The following is an 18,414-nucleotide window of genomic DNA, read 5'->3' on the forward strand; positions in this document are numbered from 1 at the left end:
GAGCCCCGCGGCGGCCAGGGGCGCCCGCCGCGGCGAGCCGTCCCGGCCGGTGCGCACCCGCGAGCCGCCCCTCCCGGCCAGCCCATCGGCTCGCTTATGAAAACGATTATCATCATGCTACCGTCGTCGCACGCCTCGCCCTTGACCTGCCTTGATTACTCGGAGTGACCCGTGCGCGTCCTGCCCCGCCCCCTGCTCCTCCCCGCGGTCCTCGCCGCCTCCGTCCTGCTCACCGGCTGCTTCGCCTCCCCGGGGGCGACCGGCGCCGACACGGGCGAGCGCCTCCGCGTCGCGATGATGCAGCCCCCGCGCTCGGGCCTGTCCCCCCTGTCCGACGACGCGTTCAAACTCTCCCGCTGGTCCACGGCGGAAACGCTCGTGAGGCTGAACGCGGACAGCGACGCCGAGCCCCTGCTGTCCACCGGGTGGAAGCAGTCCGGACGGAGCTGGACCTTCACTCTCCGCGAGGGCGTCACCTTCCACGACGGCACCGGGCTGACCGCCGAGGCCGTCGTCCGCTCCCTCACCGAAGCCGCGGGCGCCTCCCCCAAGCCCCGCATCCTCGACGGGGTCGAACTGACCGTGAAGAAGGGGGGCGCCGGCACCGTGGTCGTCACGACCGCCGAGGAGGATCCCCTGGTCCCCCAGCGGCTCAGTTCTCCTCAGCTGTCGATACTCGCGGCGAAGGCGTACCGGGGGAAGACGGTGGATCCGGTCGGGGCCGGCACCGGCCCCTTCGAGCTGACCGGGGTCGACGGCACTTCCTCCGCCTCCCTCGACCGCTACGACGCCTACTGGGGCGGTAAGGCGAAGGCGCCCGGCATCGACGTGAGGTTCGTGCCCGACGGCACCGCGCGCGCCGCCGCCCTGCGGAGCGGTGAGGCGGACATCGTCGAGGCGGTGCCCGTCTCGCAGGCCACTCTGCTGGACGAGGACTTGATCACCGAGGTCCCGATGCCGCGCACCAACACGCTGTACCTCAACACGGAGACGGGCGCCTTCAGGGACCCGGCGCTGCGGGCCGCCGCCCGGGAGGCGATCGACGTGGAGTCGATCGTGAAGGGCGTGTACGAGGGGAGGGCCGACGTGGCCGAGGGGCTGCTCGGGCCCGCGCTGCCGTGGGCGGCCGGCCTGCGGGAGCCGGTGCGCCGTGCGAAGGCGGGTGACCCTTCGGGCAGGAGCATCACCATCGGCACGTTCACCGACCGGGCGGAACTGCCCGAGGTGGCCGCGACCCTGCAACAGCAGCTGAAGAAGGCCGGCTTCCGGGTGAAGCTGGAGGTGCGCGAGTACGCCAATATCGAGTCCGACGCCTTGGCCGGCGCCTTCGACGCGTTCATCCTCTCCCGGGCCACCGTTCTCGATTCCGGCGACCCCGCCGCCTACCTGTACAGCGATTTCGCCTCCGACGGCTCGTTCAACCTGCCCCAGCTCGCCGACCCGGCGGTGGACAAGGCCCTGCACCGGGCGGGCACGACACCGACCGGTGACGCCCGTCGCCGAGCCGTCATCGACGCCGAGGCCGCCGTGCTCGCCACCGACGCGGCCGTGCCGATGCTCCACGAGCGCGTGATCCAGGGCGACGCCGCCGACGTGTCCGGCGCGGCCCACGACCCGCGCGAGCGGGAACTGATCACGCTCGACACCCACGTCAAGTGAGGCCCACCACGGCGGGGGTGACCCGCGCCCTCTGCCTCGCCGCCGCACTGGCCGCCGTCGGACTGCTGCCCTGGCTCTCCGGCCGGGACCCGGCCCTGACCGTGCTGCGGGCCCGGTCCGCCGAGCAGGAGCCGACGAAGGAGGCCCTGTCGGCGATCCGCCGTGACCTCGGCCTCGACGCGGGCCCGCTCTCCCTGCTCGGCGACTGGGCGGCCGGGCTCCTGCGCGGCGACCTCGGCACCTCCTGGGTCTCGGGGACGGACATCCTGCCGTCCGTCGTCGCCGGGCTCCAGGTGTCGCTGGGCCTGATGGCCGCCGCGCTGAGCGTGGCGGTGCTGCTCGCGGCGGCCCTGGTGACGCCGGTGCTGCTGCGGGGGCGGGGGTCCGCGGGGGCGTTCGCGGCCATGGCCGCCGCCGTTCCGGAGTTCCTCCTGGCCACCGTGGCGCTGCTGGTGTGCGGAGTCTGGCTGGGGTGGCTGCCGACGTCCGGCTGGCAGGGGCCCGAGTATCTGGTCCTGCCCGCCGTCGCGCTCGGCGTGCCCGCCGGCGGCCTTCTGGGACGGCTCGTCGCGGACGCGCTGCCCGCCGTACTGGACGAACGATGGGTGGAGCTGTGGCGGGGGGCGGGAGTGAACCGCACCCGGGTCGCCCGCGCCGCGCTGCGTCGTGTCCTTTCGCCCCTGGTACCGCAGTTCGGGATGGTCGCGGTCGGTCTGACGGGCGGCGCGGTCGCCGTGGAGACCGTGTTCGCGGTGCCCGGCATCGGGCGTACCGCACTGGGCGCCGCCACCTCTCAGGACCTGCCGCTGCTCCAGGGGGCCGTCCTCGCCCTGCTCGCCCTGGGCCTGGTCACCGGGGCGGTGGCCGCCCTCGTACGACGCCGGCTGCTGGGGCCCGCCCTGCGTGACGCGGGACTCTCGCTGCCGCCGGCCCGACCGGTCCGGGCGCACCCGGCGATCCCGGCCGTCCTCGGCACGCTGCTGCTGGGCGCGATCGGCTGGGGCCTGTTCCGCGACCCGTACGCGGTCGACACCGCGGCCCGGCTGGCCCCGCCCTCCTGGGCGAACCCGATGGGCACCGACGGGCTGGGCCGCGACGTGCTGGCCCGGCTGGGCCACGGGGCCGCCTCCACGGTCGGCACGGCGGCGGCCGTGTGCCTGCTGAGCCTGGTGGTCGCCCTGGCCCTCGGTTTCCTGCCCGGCATCGCGGCGGGCGCGGCGGACATCGCCAACGCCCTGCCCCCGGTGATCGTCGGCATCCTGGTCGCGGCGGCGGCCGGCCCGGGCACCGGCGGCGCGGCCCTCGCGGTCGCGCTGATCTCCTGGCCTCCCCTGGCCGCGCACGCGGCGGCGCTGGTGCGCGAGGTACGGGCCTCGGCGTTCCTCACCGCCCAACGTGCCATCGGGGCGCCCCCGTTGTGGATCCTCACCCGGCACGTCCTGCCGTCCGTCGCCGCCCCCGTCGCCCGCCACGCTCTCCTGCGGCTGCCCGGCATCGCCCTCGCCCTCGCCTCCCTGGGCTTCCTCGGCCTCGGCGCCCAGCCGCCCGCTCCCGAGTGGGGCCTGCTCCTCGACGAGTCCCGCGCCTACGTGGAGCGCGCCCCCTGGGCGGCCCTCGCACCGGCCGCCGCACTGGCCCTGCTGGCGGGACTGGCCGTGTCCGGGGCGGCGTACGCACAGGGCCGGGAGCGCCGGGTGGCGCCCGGCCGCACCGTACGGAAGGAGGCCGCCCATGCGGTCTGAACCCATACTGTCGGTCCGCGACCTGCGCATCTCGTTCGACGGGATCGACGTCGTACGCGGACTGAGCTTCGACGTCCGTCCGCGTGAGGTGTTCGCCCTCGTCGGGGAGTCGGGGGCGGGCAAGTCCCTCACCGCCCGGGCCCTGCTCGGCATGGTGCCGCGCGGCGCGGCCGTCGACGGCGGTGTGCGGTTGCGGGGCTCCGCCGATCTCGCCGCCGAACGCGGGCGCAGGATCACCTTCGTCCCCCAGGACGCCCTGTCCGCCCTCTCCCCCGTCCACCCGGTCGGCGACCAACTCGCCGCCGCCGTGAGGTCGGTGCGTGGGCTCTCGCGCGGGAAGGCACGTGCCCTGGCCGTGGCGGCACTCGACCGGGTCGGCATCCCGGACGCCGCGCGCCGGGCCCGGGCCTACCCCCATGAGTACTCGGGCGGGATGCGCCAACGTGCGGTGATCGCCATGGCGACGGTCAACGAGCCCGATGTCGTCGTCGCGGACGAGCCGACCACGGCGCTGGACGAGGAGCGCCGCGAGAAGGTGCTGCGGGTTCTCGCCGAGCAGCGGGAAGCCGTCGGCGCCTCGCTGGTCCTCGTGACCCACGACCTGGACGTCGTACGGGCCCACGCGGACCGCGTGCTCGTGATGTACGCGGGGCGGTCGGCCGAACTCGGCCCCGTCCGCCGCGTACTGGACCGTCCGCGCGCCCCCTACACGGCGGGCCTGCTGGCCTCGCTCCCCCAGGACGGCCCCAGGCGCCGCCGACTGCCGGTGCTCCCCGGCACTCCGCCCGCGCCCGGCACGCTCGGGCGCGGCTGCGCCTTCGCGCCGCGCTGCCCGCTCGCGACGCACGCGTGCCACGACAGCGAACCCGGCCTGCGGGCCGTCGACGAACGCCTGGTCGCCTGCCATCACGCCGCCGACGTGCCCGCCCCTCTCCGGGAGTCCTCGTGAACCAGCCCCTGCTGGACGTCCGCGACCTCGTCGTCCGCTACGGCCCGGTGACGGCCGTGGACGGGGTGTCGTTCGCACTGGACGCCGGTGAGACCCTCGCCCTCAACGGGCCCTCGGGTTGCGGCAAGTCCTCCACGGCCCTCTCGGTGCTCCAGCTGCGCCGTCCCGACGCCGGCGAGGTCCGCTTCCAGGGACAGGAGCTGACCGCCTTGACGGAGCGCGAGCTGCGCCCGCTCCGCCCACGCATGCAGCCGGTCTTCCAGGACCCCTACGGCTCCCTCAGCCCCCGCCACCGCATCCGCGACGCGGTGGCCGAGCCGCTCAAGGTGCACGGCGGATGGGACCCCGCCGACGGACCCGCCCGCGTGGCCGAGCTGCTCGACCGGGTCGGCCTCGACCCGTCGTGCGGGGGCCGGCGGCCGCACGAACTCTCGGGCGGCCAGTGTCAGCGGGCCGGGATCGCCCGCGCCCTCGCCTCCGGACCGCGCCTGCTCGTCCTCGACGAACCCGTGTCGGCACTGGACGCCTCCGTGCGCGCGGGCGTGCTGAACCTGCTGGCCGATCTGCGGGACGAGCTGGGTCTCGGCTACCTGTTCATCTGCCACGACCGCTCCGTGGTGCGCCACTTCGCGGACCGGGTGGTCGAGATGCGGGAAGGGCGGACCGTCCCCGGTGACGAACGCCGCTCCTGAGCGGTTGGCGCCCCGGCCCGTCCTCGCCGCCGGTCCGGCACGGATCACAGCGCGGCCGGGCCCTCCCGCGCAGGTTCCCAGGCCGCCGCGCACAGGGACTCGGACACGGCGGCGGTGTAGCGGGCGGCGGCGAGCCAGCAGGCGGCGAAGCCGTCGGTGTCGGCGGGGAGGAGGCGGCCGAAGGGGTCGCGCTCGCGTTGGGCCGCCGAGGCGCGGAGGGCCGTGAGGAGCCCGGCGGCCGTGGGGAGGCCCGCACGGCGGATGCGGCGGGCCTCCGCGGTGACGCCGCCGAGCATGCCGAGGGCGGCACGGCCGGCCGGGACCGTCTGTTCCACCCGGCGTTCCAGGAGGTACAGGGGCGAGTGCGCGTCGGATTCTCCCGGCTGTGGCGGGGCCAGGCGCACGGGGGCGGCCGGATCCGGCAGATCGGCGCGGCGCAAGCGGTCGAGACCGAGGTCGACCGTTCCCTCGCCGGTGGGGTGCGAGCAGGCGAGGAGGGTGAGCCGGGGGTGGAGTGCCGCTACCAGCCGGCCGATGATTCTCAGCCGGGTCCCCGGCGCCGTGGCCAGCAGCAGCAGGTTGTCGCGGTGGGCCAGCGCCGGGTCGTCGTCGGCGGCGGTGAGCCGGACGGCCGTTCCTCCCCCGCACAGGGCGAGCAGGCTGGTGCCACTCGCCTCCCGCACCGCGCCGAGGAGTTCGACGTCCAGGAAGAGCAGGTCGCCGCCGCCGGCGTCCGGGTCGGCGTAGCGGGAGACGGACCGCAGGGCGCGGGCGGCCTGTTCGGACGGCGGAGTCTCCCACAGGGCGGCGAGCGGCGGCTCGGTCCACGCCGCGCCCCGGGCGGTGACGGCCTTGACGCCCTTCCCGGCGCCCAGTCTCCCGTCCGGAGAGACCGTCGCCCCCGCGACCGCCAGACCGGTCCGGCCCAGCTCCCGATGGGTGAGGGCGCTGTCCCCCAGGCGCACCGCCCGGTCGGCCACGCCCAGGGCGCGTCCGACGCCGCCGGGCGCCACGTCGCCGACCGTGAAGAGGCGGCCGTCGGACCCGGCGACCCAGGTGCGTACGCCGCCGTGCCCCGAGTCGGTGACCACGGGTTCGGTGAACAGGCCGTACAGGCGCAGCGAGCCGTCCGGACTGTACGGGCGGCGTGCGCGGCCTCTGGCGGCGGCCAGCTCCGCCCCGGTCGCCCTCCCCAACCGGTGCGCGGTGCCGAGGAGTTCGGCGAGTGCCGTGACCAGGTCGGCGGTGCGGTAGGACGGGTCCCCGGCGCGGGCGGCGCGCAACAGGGTGACGACGGAGAGCGCCGCGCTCGCCGCCCGCGGCAGATGCCGGATCCGGGCGGTGTGCGCGGCCCGGAGGAGGGCCGACTGGGTGACGGCGCCGGCCCCGTCCACGCCGGCGTCCAGCACGGCGGCGCCCGCCGACCACAGGGCCTCGGCCGCGGCACGCTGGGCCGGGGTCGCCGCCTCCGGCGTGGCGGGAGAGTCGAGGGCGGGGGCGGTGGAGCCGGCGGTGTGGGCGGTGTCGGAGGGGTGGGCGGGGTGGGCGCCGGGGGCGGGGGCGGGCTTCGTCGCGGAGGCCGGCTGGGGAGCCCCCTCGGTGGGCCGGCCGGCGGGCTCCGGCGACAGGCCCGCGGTGGGGGCGGCGCAGGCGGCGGCCGCGCGGTGGACGCAGGCGGGGGCGAGAAGGCAACCGCAGGTGACGGAGTCCGCAGTGGCGACCACGCCGCCCGGGGCGTGCAGACGCAACTCGGTGTCGTCGTCGACCTCGATCGTCACCGTGTCCCCGTCGCGGTGCGCCGGGCGGTTGCCGAGCTTCGAGACCGCCGCGTCCAGCCGCTTGCGCAGCCGGGGCGAGAGACCCTCCACGAGCGTGGCCGCCACCTCCGGCGCGACGGGCGGCAACTGGGCGGCGTTCATACGGTCTTCTCCCCTATCCAGCGGGCCAGTTCCAGTGGGCTGAGGGCCGCGACGGGCATACCGGCGGCCACGAGCTGCCCGGCGACGCCCGTCGAGTAGCGGGGCCGCCCGGCGTCGTCGAGACTCGCGCATCCGAGGACGTGGCAGCCGGTGGCCACCAGAGCCCGCACCTCGGCCAGCAGCCCGGCGAGTGGCGCCCCCTCCTCGAAGTCGCTGATGACGACGACGAGGGTGCGGGCGGGCACCGCGATCAGACCGCGGGCGTGCCGCAGTCCGGCGGCGATGTGCGTGCCACCTCCCACACTCACCTCCAGCAGGAGGGAGAGGGGATCGTGCACGTGGCCGGTGAGGTCGACCACCTCCGTGGAGAAGGCCAGGAAATGGGTGCTCAGGGTCGGCACCCCGGCGAGCACGGAGGCGGTCAGCGCGGACCAGATCGTGGACGCCTCCATCGAACCCGAGACGTCGGTGACCAGGATCAGGCGCCAGTCGGCCGAGCGGCGGGCGCGACCGCGGAACACGGGCTTCTCGGGGATCACCCGGATCGTTCCCTCGTCCGTCCGCCGGGCGGTGGCCAGGTTGGCGCGCAGCGTGCGCGGCAGGTCCAGCCGGCCGCCGGGCCGGTGGGTGGGCCGGGCCGACGTCGTGCCGGTGAGGGCGGGCCGCAGGCGGGTGGCGAGCTGCCGGGTCAGTTCGTCGACCAGGCGGCGGACCAGGGGCCGGAGCGCCGCGAGGCGGGCCTCGGGAAGGCCGCCGGCGTACCGCAGGATCGTCCGGAGCAGCTCCACGGAGGGGGTGACGGCCGCCGGGTCGATTTCCGCCAGGACGTCCTGCCGCCCTGTGGCGGCAGCGGCGGCGAGGACCTCCTCCCGGACGCCGGGGCCGAACAGTGCGGCCAGTTCCTCGGACCACTCGCGTACGCCGGGGAAGGAGGGTTCCCGGCCGCCGCCCGGTCGGGAGCCGCCGTGGCCGGGTTCGGGCAGGCCGCCGCGGGAACCCTCGCCGCGTCCCGCACCGTAGAGCTCGTCCAGAGCGGTCGCCAGGCGGGCGGCGTCGGACGGCAGTCGGCCGGAACGCCGGCCGAGCACGAGCCGCCAGCGGTCGGCGGGCGCGAGGATCCGCGCGGGGGCGGCCTCGGTGAGGGGCGCGGCGAACGGGCGCGTGGCGGTGGGGTGGCCGGACGGTGGTGGGGACCCGTCGTGCGGCGCGGGCGGCGGGACGGGCAGGCCGAGGCCGGTCAGGAGTTCGCGGGCGGCGAGGTCCGCGGCCGTTCGACGGGCCGACTCGGCCGGATGGTCCGCGCCGAGGGTGTCCACCCGCTCGCCCAGCCGCTCCTCCACGGTATCCAGCAGCCGGTCCCGGGCGGCCGGGCTCAGGGTGTCGAAGCCACCGCGCAGGGCGGGCAGCCGGGCCAGGAACGCGGTGTCGTCCAGCTCGACGACCCGGTGCAGCAAGGGGTCCAGAGCGCCGACGCCGACGGTCAGGAGCGGGCCCGCCACCGTCAGGACGCCGGTGAGGCGGGCGGTGAGCGCGGCCCGCGAGGTAGCGTCCACGGCTCCGTCCACCCAGGAGGCGACGCGTATCCCGAAGCTCTCGGCGTCTTCGTGGCCGGTGAGCACCCTGACCGCTCCGGCGGCGGCGGCGATCAGCGGGGTGCCGTGGGCGGCCAGCCGGGCGAGGGCGTCGGTGAGCCGGATGCCGCCCAGCCGGTCGGCCCGCTGGGCCAGTTCGAGCAGCGCCCGTGCGTCTGCGGGCTCCTCGGTGCCGGCCAGGCCGTCGACCTGGCGGACCGCGGCCGAGGTCAGGAGTTCCGCGGCCCGTGCGGTGGGGGTGGCACGGGCGGAGGCGGTGGGGCCCGGGGCTGCCGGGCCGTCGGGCAGGGACAGGCCCGGCAGGTGTCCGGCGTCGATGCGGTCCAGGAGGTCGAGCCCGGCGAGGAGTTCGGGGAGGGTGCCGCTCGCGGGGAGCACGGCCGCCAGTTCCGTGAGCCGTTCGTCGGCCAGGGCGGGGAGCCCGCACTCGGCGGCCTCCATGAGGCCGCGGACGACCTGTGCGGCCGTCGGGCCGCCCTCCGCGCGCTCGGCCGCGTGCCGCTGCCGCAGCATGCCCTCGGCCGCCTGGGCCGGGGTGACGCCGCGGGTCCCGGCGGCTGTGAGCATCGCCGCCGTCGCCGGGGTCCACCGCACCTGCCAGCGCGTCGTGAGCCCCTCCGAACCCGCCGCGCCGGTCACCTCCTGTTCCTGCGCGTAAGGGATGCCGCACACCGTCAGCCGGCGCAGCAGCAGTTCGCGGTGCCGGTCCAGGGTGGAGCGCGCCGGGTCGAGCCGGAGGTCGCGCGGTGTCCTCTCGTGCGCTTCCCGCGGCCCGGGGAGGGAGAGCGCGGCGGTCTCGGCCTCGACGGCGGGGCCCAGTCCACTGCGCGGAGCGGTGGGCGCGGGGCGTCCGGTGCGGGCTCCGACGAGTACGCGTTCGAGGGCGCGGGCGACGGCGCGGCCGGTGCCGTAGGTCTCGCCGTGCCCGAGCACCGTCTGTACGGCTTCCAGGAATTCACCGCGTCCGGCGGCGGGAAGGCCGCGCAGGCGGGCCAGGTCGCCGGCCACCCGGACGACCTCCCGGCCCTCGGCCGGGCCGTAGGGGTGGCCCTGTTCGCGCAGGGCGGCGCAGACGCGGACCGCGGTGCGGACGAGTGCCTCGTGCAGTGCGGCCGGGTCGCCGGCTGCCTCCAGGACGGTGTGCTGCCACTCCGGGTCCCGGATGCCGGCCGGGTAGCCGGACCGTGAGTCGAGCAAGGGGTACGTGTAGGGGACCAGGGAGACCGTGCATGCCTCCGGCCCCGTCGCGCCGTTCTCGCGGCCGTCCGCATGGCCGGTCCCGGTCCCGGGGCCGGCCTCGGGCTCGGCCGGGCCCGGCTCGGGCGCGGCGGTTCGTTCCGGCGCGTGCGGTGCCGGGCCCCCGGCGGCCCCGGGGGCGGGCGGCAGGAGCGCGGGGGTGTGAAAGGCTCCCACCACCACCGCGGGCCGCCGCCCGCTCGCCAGGGCCTCGGCGACATGCCGGCGCATGCACGCCTCGCGCACCAGGTCGGTGCCCTGCACGCCGCCCCGCGCCTCGGCCTCGTAGCGCAGCGCCCAGCCGGTGAGCAGGGCGGCGCGGCGGAGCGCTTCGGGTGTCGAACCGGGCGCGAGCGCCTCCACCAACCGGTCCCACAGGTCGTCGCCGTCCCGGCCGGTGAGCCGGGACCGGAGCGCGGCCGACAGCCCGTGCCCCGCCCCCGGCACCGGTGCGGAGTCGGCCCCGGGAACAGGGGCGGGGACGCCGTCGCCGCCCCCCGCCCACGCGCGGTCGGCCAGCGGCAGGTCGCAGGCCACGGCCGGGACCCCGTTCCTCGCCGCCCAGCGCAGGGCGACCAGCTCGGGCGAGAAGTCCGCGAACGGGTAGAAGGCCGGACCCCGCTCGCCCGCCGAGCCGGGTCCGGGCCCGTCGGCCGGCACGGCGGCCAGCGCCACCGGGGCCTCGGTCTCCTCATGGGCGAGCCAGCCCAGCCAGGGCTGGAACTCGGCGGGCAGCTCGACGAGGAGGACGTCGGGGGCGGCGGCGTCCAGCAACGCCGGGAGGGCGGCGGCCAGCGAGGGCGCGTGGTGGCGCACCCCGATCAGGAACGGCGTCCCGGGCCCGGTCGCCGCGAGAGCGGCCATCGCGGCTTCCGAGGCAGCGGGCCCGGCCGCTCGCCCCCGCGCGGGGGAAGCGGCCGGCGTGCCGGCGGTGGGCGACACCTCGCCGGGGACCCCTGTGCCAGGGGTGAACCGTGCCTCGGGGGCCGACCCCGTCCCGGAGACGGGCGTCGTCGGGGCGGTGGACCGCGTCCCGGTGGTGGTCGACTCGCTCATCCGTCAGTTCTCCAGCACCGCGCGCAGGTCCCACAGGGCACGCCAGGTGGCCGACCCCTGCTCCGCACGCCTGCGCACCGGCCCGTCCCAGTACCCCAGCAGCCGTGCCGCATCCGCGGGGTCGTCCTTTCGGACGACGCCGAGCAGATGGCCGGGCAGGAGGGAGAGCACGTCCCGGTCGCCGGGGAAGTAGGCGGCGGCCAGGCCCAGCGCGCCCGCGACGGAGACCGCCTCCGCCGTGCTCATCACCGTGGAGGGGCGCTCGACCTCCCAGCCCTCCGCGGAGCGGCCCTCACGCAGGTCCCGGAAGGCCGTGACCAGGGCTTCGAGAACCGCGTCGTCCACCTGGTAGGCGGCGCCCACGCGTTCGACGGCTGCCCGCGACTGCCGTCGGACGAGCGCGGTCTCGGCGTCCACGTCCCCGATGGGGCCCACGGTCTCGAAGTTGAAGCGCCGCTTCAGCGCGGCGGACATCTCCGAGACGCCCCTGTCCCGCAGGTTGGCGGTGGCGATGAGGGTGAAGCCGGGGGCCGCGTGGACCTGGGCGCCGTCGCCGCCGGCGAGTTCGGGGACGGCGATCCGCCGCTCGGAGAGGAGGGACACGAGGGCGTCCTGGACCTCCGGCAGGCAGCGGGTGACCTCCTCGACGCGGGCGACGGCTCCCCGGGTCATCGCGGCGAGCACCGGGGAGGGCACCAGGGCCTGCTCGGTGGGGCCCTGGGCGAGCAGCAGCGCGTAGTTCCAGCCGTACTTGAGCTGGTCCTCGGTGGTGCCCGCGGTTCCCTGCACGGTGAGCGCGCTGGTCCCGCAGACGGCCGCCGACAGCAGCTCGGAGAGCATGGACTTGGCGGTGCCGGGTTCACCGACGAGAAGGAGTCCGCGCTCCCCGGCGAGGGTGACCACGCACCGTTCGACCAGCGCCCGCTCGCCGACGAACTTCTGCTCGATGACCAGGCGGCGCGGCACCCCGGCTTCGGGCCGGGCCCCCTTCGGCAGGCTCAGCGCCTCTCCCGCGCTGCCCGTCACGAAGGTGACGACGGCGCGCGGGGTGAGCAGCCAGCCGGGCGGGCGTGGCCCGGAGTCGTGGGCGGCGAGGAAGGCCAGCTCGTTGGCGTACCGGTCCTCGGGCGGTGTGATCTGGCGGCGCTCCCCGCCGGGCTCCGTCGTCTGGCCCGGGATGCCGCTCGTGGTGGTGCTGTCCATGGGGGTCGTGGTGTCGTTCGTCATCGGCGGCGGCCCTTCCGGGTTGCGCGGGTGTCCAGTTCTTCGAAGGCTGGGGCGTCGCCGCCGCGGACCCGTGCCCAGGCGGCCGCGAACAGCGCGGGCACGGGGAGGTGCGGCAGGGTCCGGGCGGACCCGACGACGGGGTAGAGGTGTTCCTTCCAGGTCTCCAGCGGCAGCCCGGGGGCGCCGCGTTCCAGCCAGCCGCAGGGGAGGAACAGGGCGCGGCCGGCGCGGGAGCGCTTCGCCTCCACGACGAGATCGGTGGCGGCCAGTTCCACCCGGGCCTTCTTGACCCGTGCCGGCTTCCACCCGGTCCAGCGGACGCAGTTGCGGTCCGTGGGGTCGGGCAGGGCGAGCAGCATCAGGTAGAGGGCAGCGGCGTCGGCGCTCAGGCCGAGGGCGCCGGCGGCCTCGGTCACCAGGTCGGGCACCGCACGCGTCGGGTCCTGGGCCGGGTGGTGCGGTGAGCCGTCGGGGACGCCCGCCGAGAGCAAGGCGTCCGTCTCCTCGCCCAGCAGGGCGCGCAGGGCGAGGACATCGTCGGGGCCGTGCGCGCCGACCGCGCCCTCGAAGAGGCCGAACACCGGGTCGTCCGGTCCCGCGAGGCCCGCCGGACGGATCAGCAGCTTCTCGTGGCTGCCGTGCCCGGGGGCGAGGAGCAGCGCCGTGCCCACCCGGACCAGTCCGTCGGCGTCGGCGCCCCCGGAGTCGGGAAGCCCGTACGCGGCGCGGACCGTGGAGCCGATCCGGCCGCCGGACTCGGTCCAGTGCAGACCGAGGTCCAGCACCAGGTCCGGATCGGCGAGCCAGCCGCGCAGTGCCGCGAGCCCCAGGGGCAGGCGCGCCCGCAGGGGGTGCCCGTACGGCACGGTGTAGGCGAGGGTCCGCAGGGCGGTCAGGGCGGACGTGACCGCACCGCGTGCGCCCACCCGGAGCGGGCCGGGGCGTCCGGTTCCGTCCTGGAGAGCGGTGCCGTGTGCAAGCCAGCTTCGGGAGCCGGCGTTGAGGACCAGGTCGACGGCGCCCGGGGTGGTGCCCGACAGGTCGAGGTCCAGTTCCTCGGGAACACGGGCGAGGGAGGCCAGGCGCTCCCGCCAGACCTCGGCGGCGGCCCGGACGTCGGGGCCCGTGGTCCACAGCTCGGCCGGGTCCGCGGGCAGCAGCGCCCGGAGGAGGGCGTGCCGGTCGTCGCGGGGCAGGGCGTCCAGCATGGCCCTGGCCGTCTCCAGGGCACGCGTCTTCGTCCCGAGCAGTGCGAGCGCCTCCGCACCGGGCTCCTCGACGACGGCCGACAGCAGGGCCGCGGACTGGAGGGGACCGATTCCGGTGGACGTGTGGAAGGCTTCGGCGGCCTCCGGGCGCCACGGGGCCGGGCCCTGTTCCCGTACCAGGGCGGTGAGCCGGCCGAGCCGGTTGCGGTCGATGCCCTGGCGGTGAACGTGCTCGCGTTCCAGGGTGAAACCGGGTACGGGGCCGAAGGCGCCGGTCGGATCGTGGTCCAGGGCGAGCCAGCATGCCGCGTCGTCCCGGGAGTTGCGGCCGCGGTCGGCGAGGACCACGACGGTGCGGGCGCCCTTGCGCAGCACCTGGCCCAGGCGGTGCACGGCCTCGGGGCGTCCCCGCCCGGGCGCCCCTGCGCCGAGCGGCTCCACGAGCACCACCTGCCGGATTGTGCCCGCCGGGTCGGCCAGCGGTCCGGCCGCGAGGGCTTCGAGCAGTACGAGGAGCCCGGTGCGGTGCTCGGGCGACGTGGTCGCCGAGGCCGCCCGGTAGGCGAGTTCGGGCAGCTCGTCGAGGAGGGAGACCCAGGCGAGTGAGTCGCCTGGCACGGTGCACTCGTCCCGCTGCCAGCCGTCCGCGGGGATGTACGGGACCTTGGACGGCGTGGGCGGACCGAACGCCGGCTCGCCGCCGAGGACGTGGTTGACGGCGAGGATCTGCCGGATCGCGGTCCACCGGTCCCCGGCTCCCCACCAGTTGCCGCGCATCCGCTCGGAGCCCCACGCGGTGGCGTCCCGCAGGGTCGCGTCGTCGGCGTGCTCGGGCTCGTGGTCGAAGAACATGCCCTGGGTGCGCGCGGTGTTCCGGGGAGTGGCCGGCTGTGCGGGCTCGGGCGGTTCCAGATACCGGGCGACCGCGACAGCCCGGTCCACCGCGTTCCGGACGAGCCCGGTGACGCCCGCGAGGAGCCGTGGGTCGGACACTTCGGGCAGCACCCGGGCGACGGCCTCCTGGCTCAGCTCCCGCGACGAGGGGCCGGTGTACTCCTCGACAGCCCGGAACGCCTTCAGGTGCCGGGCGACCGCGGCGGCGACCTCCGTGAACAGCTCGTCCGCCAGGGAGTCCGTCAGGTGCCGCAGGGCGGTGGAGCCCCGCTCGTCCCTCGGGCGCAGGGCGTGCCAGTAGGCGAGGGGAGGCACGTAGGGGGTGCCCGCCGCGTCGTTCCCTCCGGAGGAGTCGGTGGTGACGGACCACAAGCTGCCCCCGGTGCCGTCCGTGTCCGCCGGGTGCGCTTCCACGGAGCGGTGGCGCAGGGCCGCGACCGGGCGCGACCCGCCGGGCAGGCTGATGGCGCCGAGGGGCACCGGGGAGCCGGGCAACGGGTGCGGCAGGGCGACCGTGTGCCCGTCGGGGGTGCCGGCGACGATGCGGTGCCCGTCGGCCGGGGCGGCCCTGCCGGTCTCGGTGACCGTACGGCGGACCCAGCGGCCGAGGACCGTGCCGTCCGTGCCGAACGGGGTGCTCTCCAGACCGGGCTGGAGGGGCAGGACCTGGCAGTGCTCGGGCAGCAGCCGGGTGCCCTCCCGCACCCCGGAGCGGAGGAAGGCGGGGAGCGAGGCGCGGCCGTGCGTGCCGCCGACCGGGTCGTATTCCAGCCATACCCGCTGCGTGCCCTGGTGGCCCTCCCGCCAGTGACCGGTGCCGTCGGAGATGACGGCGCGCTGAGGCGGGAGGGAGGTGTCGCCGGCGTGCAGGGCCTTGCCGCCGGTGGCGCGACCGCCGCCGGGGAGCGGCAGGCAGACCTCGTCCGACGGGCCGGAGCCGCCCCAGCGAGGGGTCTGCTCGCCGCCGACGGTGAACACCTCGGCGGGGCGGTTCGACCAGTAGCCGCGCTGCTTGCCGTCCTCCCACCAGATGACCAGCAACTCACCGTCGACGTAACGGAGGGCGATCGTCCGCCAGTGGTCGACGGTGGCGGGCAGTCGCAGGGTGTGCCGCAGCAGAACGCCGTCCGGGCCGACGACGACGGCCCGCTCGACGGTGTTCAGAATGAGCGCGGGCCAGGCGCCGGTGACGCGGACGCTTTCCGGCCGGTGGCGTTGCTGACGTGCGGCGGCGGCCTCGGCGGCCAGCTCAGTGTACGTCTCGTCGAGGGCGGGCCAGCCCAGCTCGTCGAGGACGCCGGTACGCAGAGTGGAGGCCAGCAGCGGCACGACTTCGTGGCTGTCGAGGAGTCGTACGGCCTCCGGGGCGACGTCCGCGATCACGTCGCGGAACGCCGAGAGGCTGTTGAGGGCTGCGTACAGCCCGGGGAGTCCGCGCGCGGCCGTGTACTCCTCGGCGCGGGCGGTCAGCCACTCCCGCAGGATTTCGGAGAGCACGGGGTGCGCCGCCAGCTTCGCCATACCGGCGTCGCCCGGCCGCCGGCCGCGGCCGGTGCCGAGGCCGCCGATGTTCCGGCTCAGCAGGGAGCGGAAGACCGGCTGTCCGGCGACGGCGGTGAGGTCCCGCGCGCCGGGTGCGGGATCGCTGAGCCACGGGCCGATCGGGATAGCGGGGGAACGTGTGGCGCCCGTGTCGTCGTCCGGCTCGGCGACCGGGATGCCGGAGGCCAGGCAGAGGTCGAGCAGATCCAGGTCGGCGGTGCGCTGCCCGCGGCCCTGGAACAGTTCGACGGGACGCTTGTCGGCACGCAGCCGGTCCGCCATCCGGGCGGCCAGGCCGAGCGTCTGCGGGCAGCGGCCCGAGGTGGCCCGGTGACGTCGGCGGTGTGCCTCCCAGCGGGCGAGCCAGTCCGCCGGGGAGACGGACGGGGAGGCGGGGGCGAAGGCAGCGGACGAACCCGCGGAAACGGAAGGCGCGGAAACGGAAGGCGCGGAAACGGGAGGCGCCTGGTCAAAGGTGTCCGGAAGGGCGGTCAGCAATTCCTCGGCGCCGGACTCGGCCAGCAGGGAGAGCCAGCCGCGTTCGCCGTCCGTGTCCCCGCCGCTCTCGCTGAAGCTCTCCGGGAAGAAACCGAGGAGCCGGGCCCGCACGGCCTCATCGCCACGCGCGAGGGCGACGAGCGCGGCGCGGTAGGTTCCCCAGAACGAGACAGGTGCGCGGACGACGCCCGGGGACCCTATGAGGTCGGCCACCAGCTCGCGTTCGGCGGTCTCGCGGTCCAGCCCGGCGGCCTTGACCAGCGCGCGCACATCCTGCGGCAGAGCCGCGTACGGGGGCATGCCGGCCGCGCACCGCTCGACCAGCAGACGGCGGAACTGCGCCCAGGCGTCCGCCGGCGCCAGCCGGGCCGCCAGGTCCCGCACGTACTGCCGCAGCGCCTTGACGGTCAGCGCGCCGGCGAGGGCGAACTCCAGGAAGACGGCCCGCTGCCGCTCCTCGTCCACGACCAGCCCGTGCACCCGCTCGGCCTCACGGGCCTTGCCGAAGAAGGAAGCGGCGTAGCTGGTGTTCTCGGCCTGGAGGAAGAGGCGTGCCACCTGCTCGTAGTAGGTGGGGAGGAAGTGGGGCACGGCGCGGCCGAGCCGGGTGCCGAGTGCGTCGAAACCCTCCTTGGCCGCTCCGGCACGGGTCCCGGCCTGTCGGCCCAGCCTCTCGATGTCCTTGACCAGGGCCAGGGCGTGGTGCCCGTTGGCCGGGTCGTTGACCAGCGCCCAGGCGGGGAAGCCCAGTGTCTCGCGGCGCACCTGGCCCACGACGGGGGCTTCGGCGGTGCGGGCCAGTCCGAGGAACTCCAGGGCCAGGTCCTCGGCTTCGCCGAGGGTGCCGGGCACGAGCCGGACCACGGGGCGGTCGCCGAGGGCGGTGTGCGTGTAGGTGCGGGCGGTCAGCGCGTCGGCGTCGTCCCGGTCGGTCGTGCCGGCCGGGAGGACCGCGCCCGCGTCCAGGAGAGCTGCCGCGCGGGCAGCGGCTGCGGGGGCGGAGGTGCTGCCGCCCCGGATCTGCGCGGGAAGCACTGCCGAGGCTTCCGCCGTCGTGTTCGCGTCGGTGTTCGTCGTCGTGCTCATGCCGCCCGCTCCTCGTCCGCCATGTCGCGGCCGGCGTAGAGCGCCGCCGCCATGCGCATGCCCTCGGACCACGCGACGGGGCCGACCTCGGCGGCCGTCAGCGCGCGTCCCGCGGGTTCGGTCCAGCCCAGGGGCCCCGTCTCGGTGCCGTACGCGTCGTATCCGTCGTGCTCGCCGATCCAGATGCGCGCCTCGGCCGTGGTGCCGCCCTCGACGACGGGGCAGACCGCGTATCCCCCGCGCGACCGGTATCCGAGTTGGGTGACGCGGCCCTGCAGGAAGCGCTGTTCCTTGAACACGCCGCCGGCGTAGGTGTCCACGGAGGTGGTGTCCGGGGCGAGGCCCGGCGGGCGGCGCCACACCTCGCGGAACAGCTGCTCCACGTTCTGGCGCACCTCCAGTTCGACCGCGAACTCCCGGAGGTCCTCGAGGTCGTCGAGGAGGACGGGGTGGGGCACGCTGACGACGTCCGGGGTGATGCGGACCGTGTCGCCGTCCAGGTCGACGAGGCCGAGACCGCGGTCGGGGTCGACATCGCGCAGGAACCCGGCGATCCCGCCGTCGGCGCCGGTGACCACCACGTCCCGCAGGGCCGCCTGCCACGAAGGATCGGGCCAGACCCGGGCGAGCACTGCCGTGGGAACGGGCAACGAACGCACCATCCACTGCTCGACATCGGTCAGGCACTGGCGTTCGTGCCGCTCCAGCCACTCGGTCAACTGCCGGAGCCCGACGACGGCCGGGTCGTCCTTCAATGCGGCCGGAACGGACTTGAGCCGCCTGCCCTTCCCGTTGCGGCAGACCACCTTGCCCGCCTCCAGAGCGACCTCGTAGTCGCCCGCCGGAACCCACCCCATGCGCTGTTCTCCCCGTTGCTCCGGAGTGCCGCCGGACCGGCGGCACGCTGATGAAACCCCTCGACGGCGACGCACCGTGACGAGTGGGAGAAACTCTAGGCGTCCCCTGTGACAACGGGCTCGGGATCCCCCGCCGCTTCGGTGTACCGACCCGCACCGCTGGAAGATCCCCGGGCGAGTGGAGGTTCCGGCCACGCGTCGGTCTGCTCTCGGTCACGGCCGCGGACCCAGGCGAACGGAGGTGGCAGCGCGCCGGG

Annotated in this window: 9 protein-coding genes; 4 read left to right on the forward strand and 5 right to left on the reverse strand. The window is 76.1% G+C overall.

Annotated elements, in window-relative coordinates; all coding sequences use genetic code 11:
* Window positions 1-171 precede the first annotated feature (171 nt).
* Genes ACIQMU_RS26670 through ACIQMU_RS26685 form a run of 4 tightly spaced genes read left to right on the forward strand, consistent with a single transcriptional unit; the run spans window position 172 to window position 5,042 of the window.
* A complete protein-coding gene (locus ACIQMU_RS26670; RefSeq protein WP_402689864.1) occupies window positions 172-1,659 on the forward strand; it encodes an ABC transporter substrate-binding protein in 1,488 nt (495 codons plus the stop codon).
* Window positions 1,656-3,401, forward strand: coding sequence for an ABC transporter permease subunit (locus ACIQMU_RS26675; RefSeq protein ID WP_402689865.1), 1,746 nt, complete (start codon window positions 1,656-1,658; stop codon window positions 3,399-3,401). Before ACIQMU_RS26670 ends, ACIQMU_RS26675 begins: the two co-directional genes overlap by 4 nt.
* Window positions 3,391-4,350, forward strand: coding sequence for an ABC transporter ATP-binding protein (locus ACIQMU_RS26680; protein WP_402689866.1), 960 nt, complete (start codon window positions 3,391-3,393; stop codon window positions 4,348-4,350). Before ACIQMU_RS26675 ends, ACIQMU_RS26680 begins: the two co-directional genes overlap by 11 nt.
* Window positions 4,347-5,042 carry an ATP-binding cassette domain-containing protein gene (locus ACIQMU_RS26685; protein ID WP_402689867.1) on the forward strand — a complete coding sequence of 232 codons (696 nt, stop codon included), beginning with the start codon at window positions 4,347-4,349 and terminating at the stop codon, window positions 5,040-5,042. The genes ACIQMU_RS26680 and ACIQMU_RS26685 overlap by 4 nt, the downstream gene beginning before the upstream one ends.
* Window positions 5,043-5,086: 44 nt before the next feature.
* On the opposite strand, the gene ACIQMU_RS26690 is transcribed toward ACIQMU_RS26685, so the two are convergent.
* From ACIQMU_RS26690 to ACIQMU_RS26710, 5 genes are all read right to left on the reverse strand, one after another.
* Entirely contained in the window at window positions 5,087-6,961 is a 1,875-nt protein-coding gene (locus ACIQMU_RS26690) for a hypothetical protein (RefSeq protein WP_402689868.1), read from the reverse strand.
* A complete protein-coding gene (locus ACIQMU_RS26695; protein WP_402689879.1) occupies window positions 6,958-10,653 on the reverse strand; it encodes a DUF5682 family protein in 3,696 nt (1,231 codons plus the stop codon). Before ACIQMU_RS26695 ends, ACIQMU_RS26690 begins: the two co-directional genes overlap by 4 nt.
* 195 nt (window positions 10,654-10,848) lie before the next feature.
* A complete protein-coding gene (locus tag ACIQMU_RS26700; protein ID WP_352242625.1) occupies window positions 10,849-12,072 on the reverse strand; it encodes an AAA family ATPase in 1,224 nt (407 codons plus the stop codon).
* A complete protein-coding gene (locus tag ACIQMU_RS26705; RefSeq protein ID WP_402689869.1) occupies window positions 12,069-17,300 on the reverse strand; it encodes a hypothetical protein in 5,232 nt (1,743 codons plus the stop codon). Before ACIQMU_RS26705 ends, ACIQMU_RS26700 begins: the two co-directional genes overlap by 4 nt.
* A complete protein-coding gene (locus tag ACIQMU_RS26710; RefSeq protein WP_352242623.1) occupies window positions 17,297-18,157 on the reverse strand; it encodes a DUF4132 domain-containing protein in 861 nt (286 codons plus the stop codon). The genes ACIQMU_RS26705 and ACIQMU_RS26710 overlap by 4 nt, the downstream gene beginning before the upstream one ends.
* Window positions 18,158-18,414: the final 257 nt, after the last annotated feature.

The organism is Streptomyces sp. NPDC091649, assembly GCF_044756785.1.
In the GTDB taxonomy this organism is placed as follows: domain Bacteria; phylum Actinomycetota; class Actinomycetes; order Streptomycetales; family Streptomycetaceae; genus Streptomyces.